The 18,361-nt window shown below is 34.4% G+C and carries 15 protein-coding genes; 4 read left to right on the forward strand and 11 right to left on the reverse strand.

The window, feature by feature from the left end; genetic code table 11:
• Window positions 1-100 precede the first annotated feature (100 nt).
• Together G3A46_RS03925 and G3A46_RS03930 are read left to right on the forward strand one after the other, a co-directional pair.
• Window positions 101-898, forward strand: coding sequence for a hypothetical protein (locus G3A46_RS03925; protein WP_165146465.1), 798 nt, complete (start codon window positions 101-103; stop codon window positions 896-898).
• 5 nt (window positions 899-903) lie between these two features.
• Window positions 904-1,518, forward strand: coding sequence for a deoxynucleoside kinase (locus tag G3A46_RS03930; RefSeq protein WP_139855478.1), 615 nt, complete (start codon window positions 904-906; stop codon window positions 1,516-1,518).
• A gap of 9 nt (window positions 1,519-1,527) precedes the next feature.
• On the opposite strand, the gene G3A46_RS03935 is transcribed toward G3A46_RS03930, so the two are convergent.
• The 8 genes from G3A46_RS03935 to G3A46_RS03970 form a co-directional block, all read right to left on the reverse strand.
• A complete protein-coding gene (locus tag G3A46_RS03935) occupies window positions 1,528-2,523 on the reverse strand; it encodes a phosphatase domain-containing protein (RefSeq protein WP_165146468.1) in 996 nt (331 codons plus the stop codon).
• An 8-nt stretch (window positions 2,524-2,531) separates the two neighbouring features.
• On the reverse strand, window positions 2,532-3,797 hold the full coding sequence (locus G3A46_RS03940; protein ID WP_165146471.1) for an MgtC/SapB family protein: 1,266 nt from the start codon (window positions 3,795-3,797) through the stop codon (window positions 2,532-2,534).
• A 153-nt stretch (window positions 3,798-3,950) separates the two neighbouring features.
• Window positions 3,951-6,455, reverse strand: a complete 2,505-nt coding sequence (locus G3A46_RS03945; RefSeq protein ID WP_165146474.1) for a sodium-translocating pyrophosphatase — start codon at window positions 6,453-6,455, stop codon at window positions 3,951-3,953.
• Window positions 6,456-6,741: 286 nt separating this feature from the next.
• Window positions 6,742-8,244, reverse strand: a complete 1,503-nt coding sequence (locus G3A46_RS03950) for a T9SS type A sorting domain-containing protein (RefSeq protein WP_165146477.1) — start codon at window positions 8,242-8,244, stop codon at window positions 6,742-6,744.
• A 22-nt stretch (window positions 8,245-8,266) separates the two neighbouring features.
• Window positions 8,267-10,582, reverse strand: a complete 2,316-nt coding sequence (locus G3A46_RS03955; protein ID WP_165146480.1) for a T9SS type A sorting domain-containing protein — start codon at window positions 10,580-10,582, stop codon at window positions 8,267-8,269.
• 108 nt (window positions 10,583-10,690) lie between these two features.
• Window positions 10,691-12,322 (reverse strand): tetratricopeptide repeat protein, encoded by a 1,632-nt coding sequence (locus G3A46_RS03960; RefSeq protein ID WP_165146483.1) that lies wholly within the window; start codon window positions 12,320-12,322, stop codon window positions 10,691-10,693.
• A 201-nt stretch (window positions 12,323-12,523) separates the two neighbouring features.
• Window positions 12,524-13,036 (reverse strand): inorganic diphosphatase, encoded by a 513-nt coding sequence (locus G3A46_RS03965; RefSeq protein WP_139855474.1) that lies wholly within the window; start codon window positions 13,034-13,036, stop codon window positions 12,524-12,526.
• A gap of 126 nt (window positions 13,037-13,162) precedes the next feature.
• Window positions 13,163-14,245 (reverse strand): aminotransferase class V-fold PLP-dependent enzyme, encoded by a 1,083-nt coding sequence (locus G3A46_RS03970; protein WP_165146486.1) that lies wholly within the window; start codon window positions 14,243-14,245, stop codon window positions 13,163-13,165.
• Between the two features lie 77 nt (window positions 14,246-14,322).
• On the opposite strand from G3A46_RS03970, the gene G3A46_RS03975 reads away from it, so the two are divergent.
• A complete protein-coding gene (locus tag G3A46_RS03975) occupies window positions 14,323-14,757 on the forward strand; it encodes a 2TM domain-containing protein (protein WP_165146489.1) in 435 nt (144 codons plus the stop codon).
• Window positions 14,754-15,239, forward strand: a complete 486-nt coding sequence (locus G3A46_RS03980) for a dihydrofolate reductase (protein ID WP_165146492.1) — start codon at window positions 14,754-14,756, stop codon at window positions 15,237-15,239. Before G3A46_RS03975 ends, G3A46_RS03980 begins: the two co-directional genes overlap by 4 nt.
• A gap of 18 nt (window positions 15,240-15,257) precedes the next feature.
• On the opposite strand, the gene G3A46_RS03985 is transcribed toward G3A46_RS03980, so the two are convergent.
• The 3 genes from G3A46_RS03985 to G3A46_RS03995 all read right to left on the reverse strand — a co-directional run bounded on the left by G3A46_RS03985 (window position 15,258) and on the right by G3A46_RS03995 (window position 18,321).
• Window positions 15,258-17,276, reverse strand: coding sequence for a M3 family metallopeptidase (locus G3A46_RS03985; protein WP_165146495.1), 2,019 nt, complete (start codon window positions 17,274-17,276; stop codon window positions 15,258-15,260).
• Between the two features lie 88 nt (window positions 17,277-17,364).
• On the reverse strand, window positions 17,365-17,856 hold the full coding sequence (gene purE, locus G3A46_RS03990; protein WP_139855469.1) for a 5-(carboxyamino)imidazole ribonucleotide mutase: 492 nt from the start codon (window positions 17,854-17,856) through the stop codon (window positions 17,365-17,367).
• Window positions 17,857-17,961: 105 nt separating this feature from the next.
• Window positions 17,962-18,321, reverse strand: a complete 360-nt coding sequence (locus tag G3A46_RS03995; RefSeq protein WP_165146498.1) for a GIY-YIG nuclease family protein — start codon at window positions 18,319-18,321, stop codon at window positions 17,962-17,964.
• Window positions 18,322-18,361: the final 40 nt, after the last annotated feature.

Below are 18,361 nucleotides of genomic sequence, written 5' to 3' on the forward strand. Positions count from 1 at the left end.
AACAAACTATAGTTCACTAATACTAAGACGAGTGAATGTATAATGTGTTACATAATTTTACGTTTTAGGGTATCACCACATTTTGTAACTTGCCAACTTTATGAAACCACTTCTAATATTCTTTTTACTAATTGGTCAATTTAGTATTGCTCAAAGTTTAAACTTAGAGAGTAAGACTCCGTTAGATGCTGATAGGTTAATTGGAGTAGACAACTACAAGAACACCTATTTTATTAAAGATCGTGTTCTAAACAAGAGGGGAGCTGATGGGGATTTTAAGTTCAACGATCTTCAGTTGGGGAGAATTACTTCAGTTGATATTATAAACCCTTTAAAAGTTGTTGTGTTTTTTCAAGACACCAATACAGTGGTTTTACTCGATAATAAGTTAAGTGAAATTCAAAGAATTAGTTTTAATAATTTGCCGCAATTTTTGAATGTTAGTACTGCTACAAATGCAGGTAGTAATAGTTTGTGGGTTTTTAATGTAGATACGCAGCAACTTGAACTGTACAATTACGGTTCTAAAATGCAAACTGTGGTATCACAACCTTTTCCTGGAAAACTAGTGTCTCAGGCGAGTAACTTTAATTATTGTTTCACTTTAACCGAAAAGAAATTACGCGCTTTTAATATATACGGAAGTATTCTCAATGAAGCTCCTTCAGAAGAATATGAAAAAATCGTTCAACAAAATGAAAACTTGATTGCACTAAAGGAGAATACGCTTTATTACATTCCCGATTTTGCAAAAAGAAATGGTGATAAACCACGAGAAACCGTAAAGTTAGATGTGGCAGAAATGAATATTAAAGACTTGCAGCTTACTAATGATTTGCTTTATATTTATGACGGCAAATATTTGCACATCTTTTCACTAACTATCCCAAAGAATTAAATAATATGCACGTTGCAATTGCAGGAAATATAGGTTCAGGTAAAACTACGCTTACAAGGTTATTGTCAAAACATTACAAGTGGCAACCCCATTATGAAGATGTGGAAGACAATCCGTATTTAGATGATTTTTACAATCAGATGGAGCGTTGGTCTTTTAATCTTCAAATCTATTTTTTGAATAGTCGTTTTCGCCAAATATTAGATATTCGTGAAAAGGGAAAGAGTGTAATTCAAGATAGAACTATTTATGAGGATGCATATATTTTTGCACCCAACCTTCACGCGATGGGTTTAATGACTAATCGTGATTACGAAAATTACAGATCGCTTTTTGAACTAATGGAGAGTGTTACCGAAGGCCCAGATTTATTGATATATCTGCGTAGTAGTATTCCAAACCTTGTGAAACAAATTCACAAACGCGGTCGTGATTATGAAAATTCAATTAGCATAGATTATTTAAGCCGGTTAAACGAGCGTTATGAAGCTTGGATTCACGGTTATGATAAGGGAAATCTTATTATACTAGATGTTGATGATTTAGACTTTGTGGATAATCAGGAACATCTTGGAGAGGTGATTAATAAAATCGATGCTGAACTACACGGCTTATTTTAAAATTAAGATTTATATAAACCCTTGATCTTTTGCGTGATTAATTGCTGCTTCTGTGTCGTCGACTAAAAGTACAGGCACCCTTGTATAATCTTTATAAAGGTTTTTCACACGTTGCATTTTATTCCTGCGATTTACATCTCTTAAATAGATAGCTAAAATTCGCCCAGGATATGACTCCGTGATTTCCTGGTAGATATCAGGGTCGTGTTGTCCGCTATCACCTATTAGTATAAATGGCAATTTGGGGTAAGTTTTTAAGATATTAATGATTTCAGTTTGCTTTTGAGGTTTCTCAGCTTTGTATTTTTTAGCGAAAGGATTTACAAAATCTCGCAGTAGAATAGGCCCTTTATGGAAGTTGTTGACCTCTAGAAAAACTTCTAAATAATTGTATAAATTCCAAGGGCTATGACTTACGTAGAAAATAGGGTTACAGTCGTTCCCAGATTTTCCATCGTGTAATTTTTGGTAAAAATCTGCGGCACCTTTTAACGGAATTCGCTTATCAGCACTTTTAAAAAATGTGTTTTTTATTACAGCCCATTTTAATCGAGAGGTAAGGCCTGTGTGAAGAATGGTGTCATCAATATCACTAATTACTCCGTATTTCGCTGTGTTTTTTGGAATAAGAATTTCACCTTTAAACTTATTGTCTTGTTCTATTTTTCTTCCGCTTTTATTTTCGGTAAAAGAAATTGAAAATGGCATCCAACCTTCTTCATCTGTTAAGGGAAGTAGATTTTCTATGGTTTCATCAATTAAGAAATAACCTTGGCTGTCCGTTACAGTTGAAATTGTTCTATTGTCAGGGAGTGTGAGCGTGAGTTTGGCATTGGTTACTTTGTCGGTTATAAATCGTTTCCAGCTATTTCTTAATAAGTTGAATAAACCTGTTTGGTTTAGGTCTATGTCCTCATCCTGAATAGATCGCCCCTTCGCATAAAGGTGGTTAGCAGTGCCATAACTGCGAAAAGTAACAATCTGAATCGGGTCTTTTTTAAACATAGTCTTTTTTAAAAATGCCAAGTGTCAGGCCATAACCACATTATGGTTAAACCAAAAGCAATTGTGATTCCAAAGGAAATTCCTATCCATTTTGCCAATTGACGTGTACCTAAAACTGCTGCCATAACTCCTTTAAAAGCTAAGTTAGAAAGTGAAGCTAACAATATTAAACGCCAACCAGTAGAGGTGTTTAATCCTCCAGATTTCATCATTTGAGATAAAGATAATGTTATCGCGTCAACATCGGTAAGTCCACTAATTATAGCTACCACATAGAGCGCATCATTTCCAAATTCTTGTTTAGTGAAGGCCACAGCTAAAAGAATAGCACCATATAACAATCCAAAAATCAAGGCACTTTTAAATTGTGCTGGATTTTCAGGTTCGGGCATTTTATCATCTCCACCGTTTTTACTGATGATATAAAACAATCCTACACAAATAATAGCCATAACAACGAATACAGCAATAAGCGGTAGGAAAAGTTCTGAAAATTTTTCTGGAACAACTACACCAACTTCTACTAATACTCTTACCATCGCAACTGCAGAGGCTGCTGAAATAACAAATGCTGCTAGTTTGTTAATGGATTTTGTCTCTTTAGTTTTTCGCGCATAACTAACAGTTGTGGCTGTGCTGCTAATAAGTCCTCCTAAGATTCCATTAGAGATTATGCCGACTTTCTTACCAACAAATTTATAGATGAAATAGCCTATTACACTTATCCCCACAATTAAGGTAACCATCAACCAGATATTTCTTGGGTTTAAAACATCTAGAGGGCCAAAAGTTTTATCGGGTAGGAGAGGGAGGATTACGAGGGAAATTCCCGCAAAAGTCATTATAGCGGCAAGATCTTTTTCTTCTAGTTTTTCTATAAAACCATGTAGGTGTTCTTTTAAGTAAAGTAGAATAGCTACAGAACCGCCCACAATAACGGCAATTACCCGATCACCCATTACTAAATAAGCTCCAACAGCAAACATAAGTAGTGCTGCTACCTCTGTGGTTTGCCCTATATCTGTTTCATTAGACTTTTTTAGCTTAATAACATTGGCTGTTACTAATAAGGCTGTAAGACAGATTCCTAAAACAGGAAGAATAAATGGATTGTTAAAATCTCGAGCTAAAAAGGCTGAAACAACACCCATTATTGAAATGAGTGTAAAGGTTCTAACCCCCGCCATTTCGTGATCGCTTTTTTGGCGTTGAAGACCAACAAGCATTCCTAATCCAAACCCAATGGCTAATGTTATAATGTCCTCGTAATTCATATAAGTACTAAAGTAATAAAAGTTAATCAGGGATTCCGAAAATAGATTTCAGAAATCTAAAATTAATATTGCTTGAGTAAAAAAAGCCTGCAAGATGTTTAAACTTAGCAGGCTTTAAAATTATTATTCGTTTTAATTGTGAAATGTCACGGTTTACTCTTTGTCTTTCACTTTTATTTTCATTCCATCTACATCTTTTAATTGTGAACGAACTTCTTCTTCAGTACCTGTAAAAGTTTTAGTTTCTGTGCTTTCTACACCGTCAACTGTTCTTGTAATTGTAACATTTGCTGTAACCTGGTCGTTGTTTTCGTTTTTCAACCACTCAACCATCGTTTCAGTTTTGTTTCTTAAGTTGTCACCTTCAGTGATGGTTTTTCCTGTTTCAATATACTTTATTTGCTTATCGGTTAATACAGTTTTGTTGCCTTCTGCATCTATAATGTAAACCTCTTCTGTCGATGTTTCAGCGGTAATAACATTGTTGTCGTGGTTTCCTAGAATTGGTGCGATAACCAATCCGATTAAACATGTTAGTTTTATTAAAATATTCATAGAAGGTCCTGAAGTATCTTTGAAAGGGTCACCTACAGTATCACCAGTTACAGCAGCTTTATGGGCGTCACTACCTTTGTAAGTCATTTTGCCGTCAATCATAACGCCTGCCTCAAAAGATTTTTTAGCGTTGTCCCATGCTCCACCAGCGTTATTTTGGAAGATTGCCCAAAGTACACCGCTTACAGTTACTCCAGCCATATATCCACCAAGCATTTCTGCAATCGCCATATTGTTCATTCCAAAGATCATCGGAATAAAAGCAATTGCAATTGGGAAACCAATAGTCATAATACCAGGTAATAGCATTTCTCTTAAAGAAGCCTTGGTTGAAATTGCCACACATTTGTCGTATTCAGGTTTTCCAGTACCTTCCATAATTCCTGGAATTTCTCTAAACTGACGTCTTACTTCATTTACCATTTGCATTGCTGCTTTTCCAACGGCATTCATTGCTAAAGCCGAAAAAACAACTGGAATCATACCTCCCACAAAAAGCATCGCTAGCACAGGCGCTTTAAAGATGTTAATACCATCAATTCCTGTAAAAGTTACATAGGCTGCAAAAAGCGCTAAAGATGTAAGTGCTGCCGAAGCAATGGCAAAACCTTTTCCGGTTGCAGCAGTAGTATTTCCTACTGAGTCTAGAATATCGGTACGCTCTCTTACAATAGGGTCTTGCTCGCTCATTTCGGCAATACCTCCTGCGTTGTCACTAATTGGACCAAAAGCATCAATTGCTAGCTGCATTGCGGTAGTAGCCATCATTGCCGAAGCAGCTAGGGCAACTCCGTAAAAACCAGCAAATGCATAGGAAGCCCAAATTGCTCCTGCGAAAAGTATTACAGAAGGAAATGTTGAAATCATTCCCGTTGCTAAACCAGCAATAATATTAGTTCCTGCACCAGTTGAGGATTGTTGTACTATTTTTAGAATAGGTTTCTTTCCCAACCCTGTGTAATATTCAGTAATGGATGAAATCACTGCGCCTACAACTAAACCAACTAGTGTGGCATAAAATACTCTCATTGAAGAAATTTCTTGAAGTCCTTCACCGAAGAAACTCATATTCATAGTTTCAGGAAGCATCCATAATACTAGAACATAGCACGAAACAGCAACAAGAATAATAGAAACCCAGTTTCCAATATTTAATGCGCCCATTACTTGAGCTTCCTTAGCGTCATTGCTTTTTATTTTCACTAGCATTGTACCTATAACCGAAATGATAATTCCAGCTCCTGCAATTGCCATCGGAAGTAAAATTGGTCCTATACCACCAAATGCGTCGGTGATAGCTCCACCCATATCTTTTATTACGTAGTTTCCTAAAACCATAGCAGCAAGTACTGTTGCTACATAACTACCAAATAAATCGGCACCCATACCTGCAACGTCACCTACGTTATCACCTACGTTATCAGCAATTGTGGCAGGGTTACGTGGATCATCTTCTGGGATTCCAGCTTCTACCTTACCAACAAGGTCGGCGCCAACATCGGCAGCTTTTGTGTAAATACCACCACCAACTCTTGCAAACAATGCGATAGATTCAGCTCCTAGCGAGAATCCAGCTAATGTTTCAAGAACAATGGTCATATCCATAGTGTTCGTCCAAACACCTCCCATAAAGTAATGGAAGAAGAAGATAAAAAATGCGGTAAGTCCTAATACCGCTAGACCTGCAACTCCAAGTCCCATTACTGTACCACCGCCGAAAGATATTTTAAGCGCATTAGGTAAACTTGTTTTAGCTGCTTGGGTAGTACGAACGTTTGTTTTTGTAGCTATTTTCATTCCCATATTTCCGGCTAAAGCAGAAAACACAGCTCCAAAAATAAAGGCTACAACAATTAGTATATCTGTAGTAGGAACAACGAATGAAACAACTGCCAAAGCGATACTTACTATTATAACAAAGACAGCGAGTAATCTATATTCGGCATTTAAGAAAGCTAAAGCACCCTCGTAAATGTGGTCGCTTATTTCTTTCATTTTACCATCTCCAGGGTTTTGTTTCATTACCCAAGAACGTTTTACGGCCATAAATAAAAGGCCTAATAACGCCATAACAATAGGCGCATAAATCATCAATGATTCCATAAAAAATTTAGTTTAAGGTTGGTTGTTATTATGTTACTCTCAAAAATAGGAAAATGGATTGGGATATAAAACAGCTATTTTTATGGTATAAAAATCAAAAATAAAATGGAAAAATTAAGGTTTTTTCACTGATACTGTTAAAGTTATGTGTTTGTTTAATTACTGGAAGTGAGAGAAAGTAGAAATTGAAGTTTCTTGAAAATGTGCCTAAAAAGGAAAAGGACGTAAAAACAAAAGACCTTATAGTCTTGAGTTTTACGTCCTTAATATGAAATGTATTGTTTGCTTAATAATTTGTTTTAATTAATTTTTCATAAGTAGAAGTACCATCTTCAAATTGAACATTAATTAGATAAAAACCATTGCTGTAATTGCTGAAATCAATGTTAAATAGATTGTTGTTAATTCCATTTTTTTCAATTAATAACGAACCATTTATTGTAAATAACTTGATACTAGATATTAACTTAGTACTACTATTGATTTTTAAAACATTTAGAATAGGGTTTGGGTAATAGCGAATGCTGTTTTTATAATTTTCAAGATTTGTTAACCCACCTAGTATATTTGGGTTTTCAAAAATGTATGCTGAACCAGCATCGTCTATAGGGTTGCCTCCATTAATATCATGATCCTCTCTAGGTGATCCAACTATTAGGTCACTGCCGTTTGATGCGATGCTCCACCCATAAAAGTCTTCACTTTCTGTATCATTTCCTTGAATTATTTGGTTTTCTACCCATAACCCTGTATTTTCTTTATTATAAAAGTAAACTTCACCTTTTTCGTTACCATAAATATGAGGAGCTGCGATAATAATATAATCTTGTAGAATAGCTGTATCCCATCCAAATTGAACATAGTCATTAGAAGGGTTGCTGATTAATATTTGAACCTCTTCCCAAATCCCTTGATTATTTTTCTCATACACATATGCAGCACCTTTTTCTGAATTAACACCATATGACCCTATAACCATAATGTTTTCACTAACACTAACGGAACTGCCAAAATAACTGTCATTTGAACTATCTGATGCTGTAATAGTTTGGTCATATTCCCAAACTCCATCGTTGTTTTTAATATATAAATAAGCAGAACCTTCACTGTTGTTAACTCCCTGAGCTCCTATTAGTAGATAATCACCTGATATAGATACTCCAATTCCAAAAGCGTCATTAACCATAGGGGTAGGACTCATTATTTTTTGAGTTTCAGACCAGTTTCCATTAATTCTATTAAACACATAAACTGAACCAGTCCAAGAGTCTTCACCTGGTGCGCCTGCAATAATTGTTTCATTCTGAACATCAATTGAAGTTGGATTCATTCCTAACTTAGCGTCTCCGCTCATATCTGATGCAACCAATTTTGTGTTAAATTCCCAATTATTATTTTGAAAGTCATAAATATAAAGTGCTCCAGCTCTTACTGTAGATTCTATATCGGCTCTACCGGCAGCTACGACTAAAAAGTCATCTGAAATTTTTACTCCACCTCCATATTCTGCGCCTTCATTTGGGTCATTGGCTGCTATCCTTTGAGTAAAACTCCAATTTCCTTGACTGTCTTTGGTATAAATATAGGCTGCACCTTCTGCATAAGATTCTCTAGAGGCGCCAACAATTGCAAAATTATCTTTGATAGCTACTGATGTGCCAAATTCTGCGCGACTTTCTCTATTTTGACTTACTACTTTATCTTTTTGTGAGAACTGAGCCATTGAAACAGCTCCATATAAGAGAAAGCTATATAAAATGATCTTTTTAAAATTTAAATATGATTCCATATTAAATGCTTTTTAAATTATATTATTTTTTTAATAGGCGCTTGAAGTAAGCTCCATTGTTAGTTGTTATTTTAACTAAGTACAATCCATGTGTTAGATTTGAAACATCTATTTTATCTATACTATTAGTGCTTTTTAAAACTTGCTTTCCTGTTGAAGTGTAAACAGCAATATCCTTTATTTTCTGCTCAACACTTTCAACGGTAAATGTATGAGTCGTAGGATTAGGGAATATTATTATGTCTTGTGATTTTATTTGATTGTTTTGATTTCCCAAGACAGAGAGGTCAATTGTGTATTCAACCAAACCTAGGTCAAATGTACCGAAATATATATTTGCACTTTCTTCAAAGAATTGAATAGTAGAGGAGTTTGCATTAAGATATTCTAAAGCTTCTGATGAAATTATCTCCCAGTTTAGACCATTATCAGTTGAGTAGATAATTCTTGATGATGATTCAGGGTATAGAAAACCATCAGAATAATAGTTGAGTGCTACTATTTGACCCGATGTTTTGTCTGAAAAATAAACTTTTTCTACAAACTCATCAAAAATTTGATTCCAAGTATCTCCTTTATCACTAGATAAGTAAATTCCTTTAGTAGTGGCTAAAAGATATTCTTCTGAATTTAATGGATTAACTGAAGCATCTAAAATCATATCCTGACCTGGAATGAGTGCTTCTAGTCCATTTGAGGTTTCTTCCCAATTGCTACCTCCATCAATTGTTTTATAAGTGTTTACTCCTTTAGTAATTAATACTTGCTGGCTATCATCAGGGTCTATTATAATGCCATAACTTAAATCAGTATTTGGCATACTAATTTCGTTAATAATTGGTGAAGTAGAGTCTGATACATCTATAGTAAAAATATTTTCTCCAAATGAAAACCAAATTAAACTTGTATTATTTGGGTCTGTAGCAAGGGTATAAATATTTAGAAACATCATACTAGTTAATATAGTTTCATAATTTTCACCATGATCTGTACTCATTTCTAAATATGAATTCATTCCAGCTCTGCTACTATTGAAAATTCGACCTGCTACTTCTTTGTCTGAATAAGGGAAAGTGGTTGATCCAAAAGTGTTATTTAAAGGACGCATTCTATAACCGTTTTCAATATTTGAATCTACATTTCTATGTATAAAACCATTTCGTAAGCCATAATAAAGATGGTTTTCTCCGCCTTTAAAATAAGAGTCAATACGTCCGGTGCTATTTACAAATTTATTAGTAAGCTTTTCAAGTGTGTATCCTCCATCTGTTGATCGAAATGGATAGAAGTTTGCAGAAATAATTAGCTCATTTGTTTCAAAAGGATTAAATGAGGCTGTTAAACCAAAGTAATAGTTTTCTGGATCAATTTCTGTGAATACTTCATTATGCCATGTGATTCCATTGTCATTACTTATGATTATTTCGTTTTCTTCTAAAACAAGAATATTGTCAGTGTTTTGTGGATTAAACTTAATATAGTTTATGTTGTTATTGGACATACTATTATAAGTTATAGGAACTATATTCCAAGTATCACCACCGTCAAGCGATCGATATAAATTTTCTGTGTGTGTGCCATATCCATAAAAAGTTCCTAGTAAAATATCATTAGGGTCATTTGGATTAAATTCGATTGCACTATAAGTGTTTCCAGGGATTTTTTCTTCCCAGTTCACCCCACCATCTTCACTTATAAACAATCCTCCTATATCACTACCCGTAGAAACACCACGCATTAAAAATATTTTGTTAGGATTATCTGGAGATATTGCAATGTTATTTATAGCAACTTCCCTGTTATCTCCACTATAATAGATGCTTTGCCAGCTTGCACCACCATCTATAGTTCTAAAAACTTCATTTTTAAATCCGAAATTCTCAGTATAGGTTGTATGAATAATTGAAGTATCATTATCGGCTTCATAGATATCATAACTTGCAATTAGCACATCCGATTCTTGAGGATTTGGAACATTGTATACTTTTTCTATTGTTCCATCGGTATTTTTAATAACAATCACTTTATTGTAATCTGTACCCTCAGCTTTTACAATGAAGCTTAAATTTTGTCCGTTATTAAGGAGTTTTAAGTTACTTAGGGTGCAATGTTTATCCATTGGGTCGCTATAAAGTATATCCCAACTTGTAGCGTTATCCTCTGATTTTAAAATGTGATTGCCGACTGTTCTAGCGTAAATTGTGCCTTCCACTATTGGGTCAAATATCACATCATATATTTGACCGTACTCTTCATTTGCTGAAAAACTTATTTGAGAGTTTGCAACTTGCGAAAATGTTAAGAATAATAGTGTAATAAGAATGAAGATTTTTTTCATAAAATTTGGAGTTTTAGTTATAGTGTAAATATAGGTTTATACATATTTACCACGTAAAACTAAGCGTGACATTTTGTGACAATAGCGGTAATAAACTGTGACATAGCCTCAAATGTTAGCTATGTAAGAAGCTAATGTGGTGTCGTTAGGGAGGTTTAATTTTTTTCTTATTCTCTCTTTACGCTTTCTACAAGATTGTGATGTTATATTTAGTAATGAAGCAATTTCATTATTACTTAAATTCATTCGTAAATAAATAATAAAGCGAACATCTTGTTGAGTTATTTTTGGATTTAGCTTTAATAGACGAGCAGAAAATCCAGGATTTACATCTTCAAAATGCCTGAAGAAGCTTTCGAGTTGTGGGTCATTTTTTAAATGTTTGCTGAGCTCTTTAATTTGTATTAATAAATTTGGTTTGCTTTTTACTTGAGGATTTTTTGATAATGTTTGTATGATTTCTTTGATTAGCTCATTTCTACTTGAAAGATACAGGGCCTTTGAAGTAAGTTTTCTGTTTTTTGCGTCTATTTCATTCTTTAGTTTCTCTTGCTCTAATTTTAAAATCGCGTCTTGCTCGCGCATTTGCTTTTCTGCTACTAATCTTTTGTTTTTTTCATGTTCTAATTCTAAGGCAATAATTTTCTTTTTTTGTTTTTGCCTTGTTAGGTAATTTCTAAATAGCCAAATAATTAATATTAAAAGTAAAACGACACCTGATGTAATTGTATAAAAAAATCGTCGTTCCTTTTGTAAAAGCAAACGACTCTCGTTTAATTCATGTGTGTAATTTTGTAATTCAAATTTTATTTTATTGTTTTCATAAAGTGCGTTATTTCTGATTTTTTGAATAGTATCAAGGGCAAAAATCATACTGTCTTTATAGATTAGTGCCTTGTCGTAATCATTTATAGAACTATAAGCTTTAGATAGAGCATCATATACATCTTCTCTGTTTTCTAAGACTTTCGAGTCAATCCTTGCCAATTTTGCATATTTAAGAGCAGCGTAATAGTCCTTGTTGTTTTGATGTATTTTTGAAAGAAGTAATAATAGAAATACTTTATTATCTGCTTGAGCTTCACCTTTTAGTAGTGGTAAAAGCGCTTGAGCAAGTTCCTTAGATCTATTATATTCTTTTTGAATGAAATAATTTTCAGCCTCTGCCATTTTAGCCATAACTTCAATTTCAGGCTGGTTTTTCACTAATGGTATAGCCTCTTGAATTAAGTCCCTAGCTTCATCAGGTTGATTCATTTTATTTAAGACTAAGGCAAGATTGATAGCATAGTATCCGCGTTTACTGTTGTTTTTTTGATTAAAACTAAGCTCATATGCCTTACTGAAATATTCTTTAGCCTTAGTGAGATTTTCATCTTGAAAGTATAGGATGCCTATATTGTTAAGGACTGTAAGTTTGTCTTTTGGCTCCAAATGCATTGTAGCAACCTCATATGCTCCAAGATAATACTCTAAAGCTTCGCCAAAATCAGACATCAAGTAATAATTGGAACCAGTGTTTAAAAGAGCTCTAAATTTTTGCTTATGCCATTGGTTTTCATCTGCAATTGTAGCTGCTTGTATCAACAATTCAAGAGATTGAATATGTTGTTTTTCAAACATCATTTTAACTCCATTTTCAATCATGTTTTCGCATTCCTTCAAGCTTATGGATTGACTAAATAAGCAAGGGGAAAAAATGAATAGCAAAGCAAAAAAATGCTTTTTTAGTGACTTCATATTTTGACTTTGGAGCGAATTTAGAAAAAATCATTTTTTTAAGGTAATTCTAAAATTATATTAATGAAATTAAGAGTAAAGTAGAAATTGAAGTTTCTTGAAAATGTGCCTAAAAAGGAAAAGGACGTAAAAACAAAAGGCCTTATAGTCTTGAGTTTTACGTCCTTAATATGAAATGTATTGTTTGCTTAAGAGAGTCTCTTAGATACTGAATTTTCCGTGTACTTCAGGAGTCTCTTCGTAACGCTTAATGCATTGCTCGTAAATTTCTTTTGCTTCAGCAGCATCGCCCCATCCACCTACATCTACACGTTTCTTTTCAAGATCCTTATATACTTTAAAGAAATGCTCAATTTCTTTTTTCAAGTGAGGGTTAAGGTCTTCTAAATCGTTTAACTGGCTCCAGATTGGGTCTGATACAGGTACACAGATAATTTTTTCATCTTGTCCTTTTTCATCAGCCATATGGAAAACTCCAATAGCCTTAACTTCCATCACACACATTGGGAATGTAGGCTCATGACCTAACACTAGTACGTCCAAAGGATCACCATCTTTTGCGTATGTCTCTGGAATAAAACCATAATCGGCAGGATACATCATACTGCTAAAAAGCATACGGTCGAAACGAATTTTCTTTAACTCAAAGTCGTATTCATATTTGTTACGGCTTCCTTTTGGAATTTCTATTAGTACGTCGAATGTCTTATTCATGATAATTTTTTAAGTAATTTATTTTGAGGGTGCAAAAGTACTGCTTTCCTTCTTAATGGGAAAGTAGTTGTACAGTGTTTTCCACTACTTAACAGAAACTTATGTTTTTTATAATGAAAAGTTGATCTAGCCTTGCTTAAGAACTTGAAGTAAATGTTCTAAATCCTCTTTAGTGTTGTAATAATGAAACCCTACTCTTATACCGTTTCCTCGTAAAGAACACGCAATATTGTTTTCTCTAAGTCTTTTAAAAACATTCTTATCGCATTGTAAGTTGAAAATAGAAGAATGGTTTCGACGATCTAGTGTATTGTTTGAGAGTAAACCAAGTTCGATAAAGCTTTCTTTGGCTAGCTCCGAAATTGATTTTATCTGTTGATACAACACATCTCGGCCAAATTGTTCTTGAAACTTAATGGTTTGTGCTATACTTCCATAATTTAAAGTGTCTTGATGTCCAGGCTCAAAATGTTTTATAAAAGCAGTGTCTGAGGCTGAACTTTCAAACGTAGCTGCAGAGTTAAATCCAATAGTTTTAGGCGATATTCTGTGTTGAACAGTTTCTTTAATAAATAATATTCCATTTCCGAATCCAGATGTAAGCCACTTATAACAACTTGTGGCTAATACATCAATAGGACTATCTTCAAAATTGAAAACTTCTGTACCTAGATACTGCGTGCCATCAGCTATTAACAGTAAGTTCGGGTATTTATCTTTTAGTTGTTTTAAGAAGTTGAAGTCGATTTTAATTCCACTTAGCCACTGTACAATGCTGAAAATAAATACTTGAGGTTTGTGTTTTTTAATGGCTGTTTCAATGTTTTTTTCAAGATTTTCATCTATTTCAGCATAACACACATTGAGCTCTCTATGTTCAACTGGCCAATTTACTGAAGGGTAATCATTATTTAATAATAGTATTTTCTGATTTTTAGGAAGGCCTTCCAAAATACTATTTATCCCAAATGAGAAATTTGGGATTAAAGCAATTGTATTAAGCGAAGCTCCAAAGAATCGTGAAATCTCATTTTTTGTGTCTGCAATAATTTCTTGATGATTCGCACGAAAAGCAACAGGATTGTTTAGTAGTTCTTCATCCTGAATTCGTCTCCAATCTATCACAGGTTTCGGAATTAAACCATTTGCAGCTGTATCGAGATACACTGTGGTGTTAAGAATTGGAAAGTGATTTCTTATTTCTTTCATATGAATTATGCCATAACTGCGAAATTTAGGTATTTTTACAGAAAGTTATCGTGATTGTGTAACGAAAGTAACTAACTATGTTTTCAAAAACTAAAAAAACAGACAGAATAGACGCCGAACAGCGTGAGCAATACGAATATGCACGTAGACGAATTAAGCAGAAAAAGAACTTAATGCGTCACTTTATTTTGTTTTTAGTAGGTTCAATTATCCTTATTATTATAAATCCTGTATTGGGTTATGGTAACGAAACATTGATAAAAGATTGGTTTATTTGGGCAATTTTAATTTGGACATTTATCTTTTTGGTTCATCTTTTCAATGTTTTTGTGATGAATAAATTCATGGATAAGGAATGGGAAGACAGACAACTTGAAAAGTTAAAAGCAAGACAAGCAGAGAAAATTGCAGAACTTCAAAAGCAAGTTGATAGCGAATTGCAATTGCCAAAAACTGACGATTTCACAAAAAAAAACGAAGCAGACAACCTTTTACCTCCAGACGTACAATGATAACAATGATTGCTGCCGCGGCCGAAAACAACGAATTAGGAGCAAAAAATGGAATGATTTGGCACCTGCCTGAAGATTTTAAACGTTTTAAGAAGCTTACCAGTGGTCATCACGTAATTATGGGGCGTAAAACATTTGAATCTTTAGAAAAGCCGCTTCCCAATAGAACAAATGTTGTAATTACACGTGATAAAAATTATGAAAAATTGGGTGCAGTGAGTGTGCAAAGTTTGGAAGAGGCATTAGAAATCGCGAAAAATGACTCTCAACCCTTTATTATTGGTGGCGGTGAAATTTATAAAATAGGATTGTCCCATGCCGATAAAATTGAGCTAACTCGTGTTCACGGAACCTTTGCTAATGCCGATACATTTTTCCCTGAATTTTCTACCGACGAATGGAAATTGGAATCGGAAACCCGACATGAGATAGATGAAAAGCATAAATATGCTTTCACCTATCAAACTTGGGTTCGTCGTTAATTAATTTCGCTTTAGTTTTTACTTCAATAATCCAGCACGCTTTAATAACGCTTCTGGGTCTGGTTTTTGTCCGCGGAATTTAATGTATAATTCCATTGGGTCCATAGTTCCTCCTTGTGAAAGCACGAAGTTTTTAAACTTATCAGCTACCTTTTTACTGAAAATTCCTTCTTGTTGGAAATATGCAAATGCATCTGCATCTAACACTTCCGCCCATTTATAACTATAATATCCTGCAGAATAACCGCCTTGGAAAATATGAGAAAACGAAGTGCTCATACAATTTTCTTTTACATCCAGGTATAACTGAGTGTCTTCAAATGCAGCAACCTCAAATGACTTAACGTCGTTAATTTTAGATGGGTCTTGGCTGTGCCAAGCCATATCTAACATTCCGAAACTCAATTGGCCAAGTGTTGCCATCCCTTCATGGAAAGTAGCCGATTCTTTTATTTTTTCAACATACTCCATCGGGATTACCTCTCCGGTTTTGTAATGTGTAGCAAAGAGTTCTAAAGTCTCTTTTTCGTAGCACCAATTCTCTAAAATCTGACTTGGTAACTCTACAAAATCCCAATAAACACTAGTTCCTGATAGGCTAGGGTATTGGGTGTTTGCAAGCATACCATGTAATGCGTGACCAAACTCGTGGAAGAGTGTGGTTACTTCGTTAAATGTAAGAAGTGAAGGTTTACTGGCAGTAGGCTTGGTGAAATTACAAACGTTAGAAACATGAGGTCTATCGTTTTTACCGTTTTTTATTTGCTGAGGTTTATACGAAGTCATCCAAGCTCCATTTCGCTTGCCTGCACGTGGATGGAAGTCTGCATAAAACAGTGCAACTAATTCTCCTTCGTCATCTTTTACCTCGTAAGTTTTTACCTCTGGATGATATTTGTCTATGTTTTGAACTTCCTTAAAGTGTAGTCCATAAAGTTTTTGTGCAACAGTAAAAACTCCGTTAATTACATTTTTTAATTCGAAGTATGGTTTTAACTTTTCATCGTCAAGGTTGAAAAGTTTTTGTTTCAGCTTTTCTGAATAATAAGCGCCATCCCATTTTTCGAGGTGATCTATTCCATCTAGTTCTTTTGCGAAAGCGGTTAATTCTTCAAATTCTTTTTTAGCTGCTGGTTTTGCTTTTTCCAGTAATTCGTTTAAAAATGACTTTACTTTTTCGGGAGTTTCTGCCATTCGCTCTTCAAGAACAAAATGTGCGTGACTTTTATACCCTAGTAAATTTGCTCTTTTATGACGTAATTGTGCAATCTGAAGTACATTTTTCTGATTGTCAAATTCGTCATTATTAAACCCTTTTGCACCAAATGCGATTGCCATTTTTTTACGCAATTCACGATTGTCGGCATAGGTTAAAAATGGAACATAGCTAGGGTAGTCTAAAGTGAAAACCCAACCTTTTTTTCCTTTTTCTTCCGCAGTTTGAGAGGCAGCTTCAATTACCCCTTCAGGTAATCCGCTTAGGTCCTTTTCATCGGTAATATGAAGTTCAAAATTGTTAGTTTCTGCTAGTACATTTTCTCCAAAAGTAAGTTTCAACTTAGAAAGCTCGGTGTCTATTTTCCTAAGTTCTTTTTTCTTTTCTTCTGAAAGATTGGCTCCATTTCTTGAAAAACCTTTGTACTTTTTATCGAGCAACATTTGCTGTTCTTCATTAAGGTCTAATGTGTCCTTTAGATTATAAACAGCTTTTACTCTTTCAAAAAGGGCTTCATTCAACAACATATCATTGCCGAATTCGGTTAGCATAGGGGAGATTTTCTGTGCTAATTTCTGAATTTCATCGTTTGTTTCTGCACTGTTTAGGTTGAAGAAAATACTTGTAGCTCGGTCTAACTTTTCACCACTAAATTCTAATGCTTCAATTGTATTTTCAAAAGTAGGAGCATCAGAATTTGAAGTTATAGCATCAATTTCAGCTTTTGTTTCTTCAATTAACTTTGTAATTGCAGGAAGAAAATGCTTGTTTTCAATCTTTGAAAATGGGGCTGTGTTATAGGGTTGTAATAAAGGATTCATTGAAAGTTTTTAGATTTTAGACGTTAGATTTTTGACTCAAAAATTGTGAGTCAAAATCGATTAATTAATTATAGCCACTCACCACTCATCACTTACCACTGCGAACTTCTTTCGCGCCTTCTTCTACTTTTACTTTAAGACTTTCTTTGTAGGCTAGAATTTTATCCAAAACAGATTTATCTGACGATCCTATGATTTGTGCGGCTAAAATACCTGCATTTTTAGCGCCATTAAGTGCAACTGTAGCTACAGGAACACCGCCTGGCATTTGTAAAATAGACAATACGCTATCCCAACCATCGATTGAGTTACTAGATTTCACTGGAACACCGATAACTGGTAAAGGTGAAAGTGAAGCAATCATTCCAGGTAGGTGGGCAGCGCCTCCAGCACCAGCAATAATTACCGAAATTCCGCGTGTATGAGCGTTTTTACCGTAATCAAAAAGCTTTTCTGGTGTGCGGTGAGCAGATACTATATCTACTTCTACTTCAATGTTGAATTCTTTTAAAATATCTACAGCGTCCTGCATCACTGGCAGATCGCTAGTACTTCCCATTATTATTGCTACTTTGCTCATGTTTTATAGTTCTGTGTCAGGTCGAGCGCAGTCGAGACCTACTTATTAAGACGAATCTTGTTTAGTATTGACCTCTCGACTGCGCTCGAGGGGACAAAGTGATTTTTAATTAATATTATTTATTTTCCGAAGTGCATGAGAGATTTCCTCATCAGTTGGTTTATATTTTGAATGTGTCATATTTCTACATTCTGACAATATTTGAAGCATATTGAAATCTTCATATGCCAAGGCTCTTTTTTTCTGTGCACTCCATTTTTTTATTTTTTTCTCGAAATATATCGCTTGTTCTATATCATTAAACTCCTGATAAAATATTAACTCTAGAGGTCTTCGTTTGTATGTGAAGCAAGATTTGTTTCTTCCAAGTTGATGTTCATCGAATCTTCTTGAAATGTTATTCGTGAGGCCTGTGTAAAGTAAACCATCGGAACATTCTAATATGTAGATGTAATATGATTTCATTTAGACTAGGCTTTATTTGCATTTAAGTGTCAGGTCGAGC

The sequence above is a fragment of the Aequorivita sp. KMM 9714 genome (assembly GCF_011065475.1).
GTDB lineage: Bacteria > Bacteroidota > Bacteroidia > Flavobacteriales > Flavobacteriaceae > Aequorivita > Aequorivita sinensis.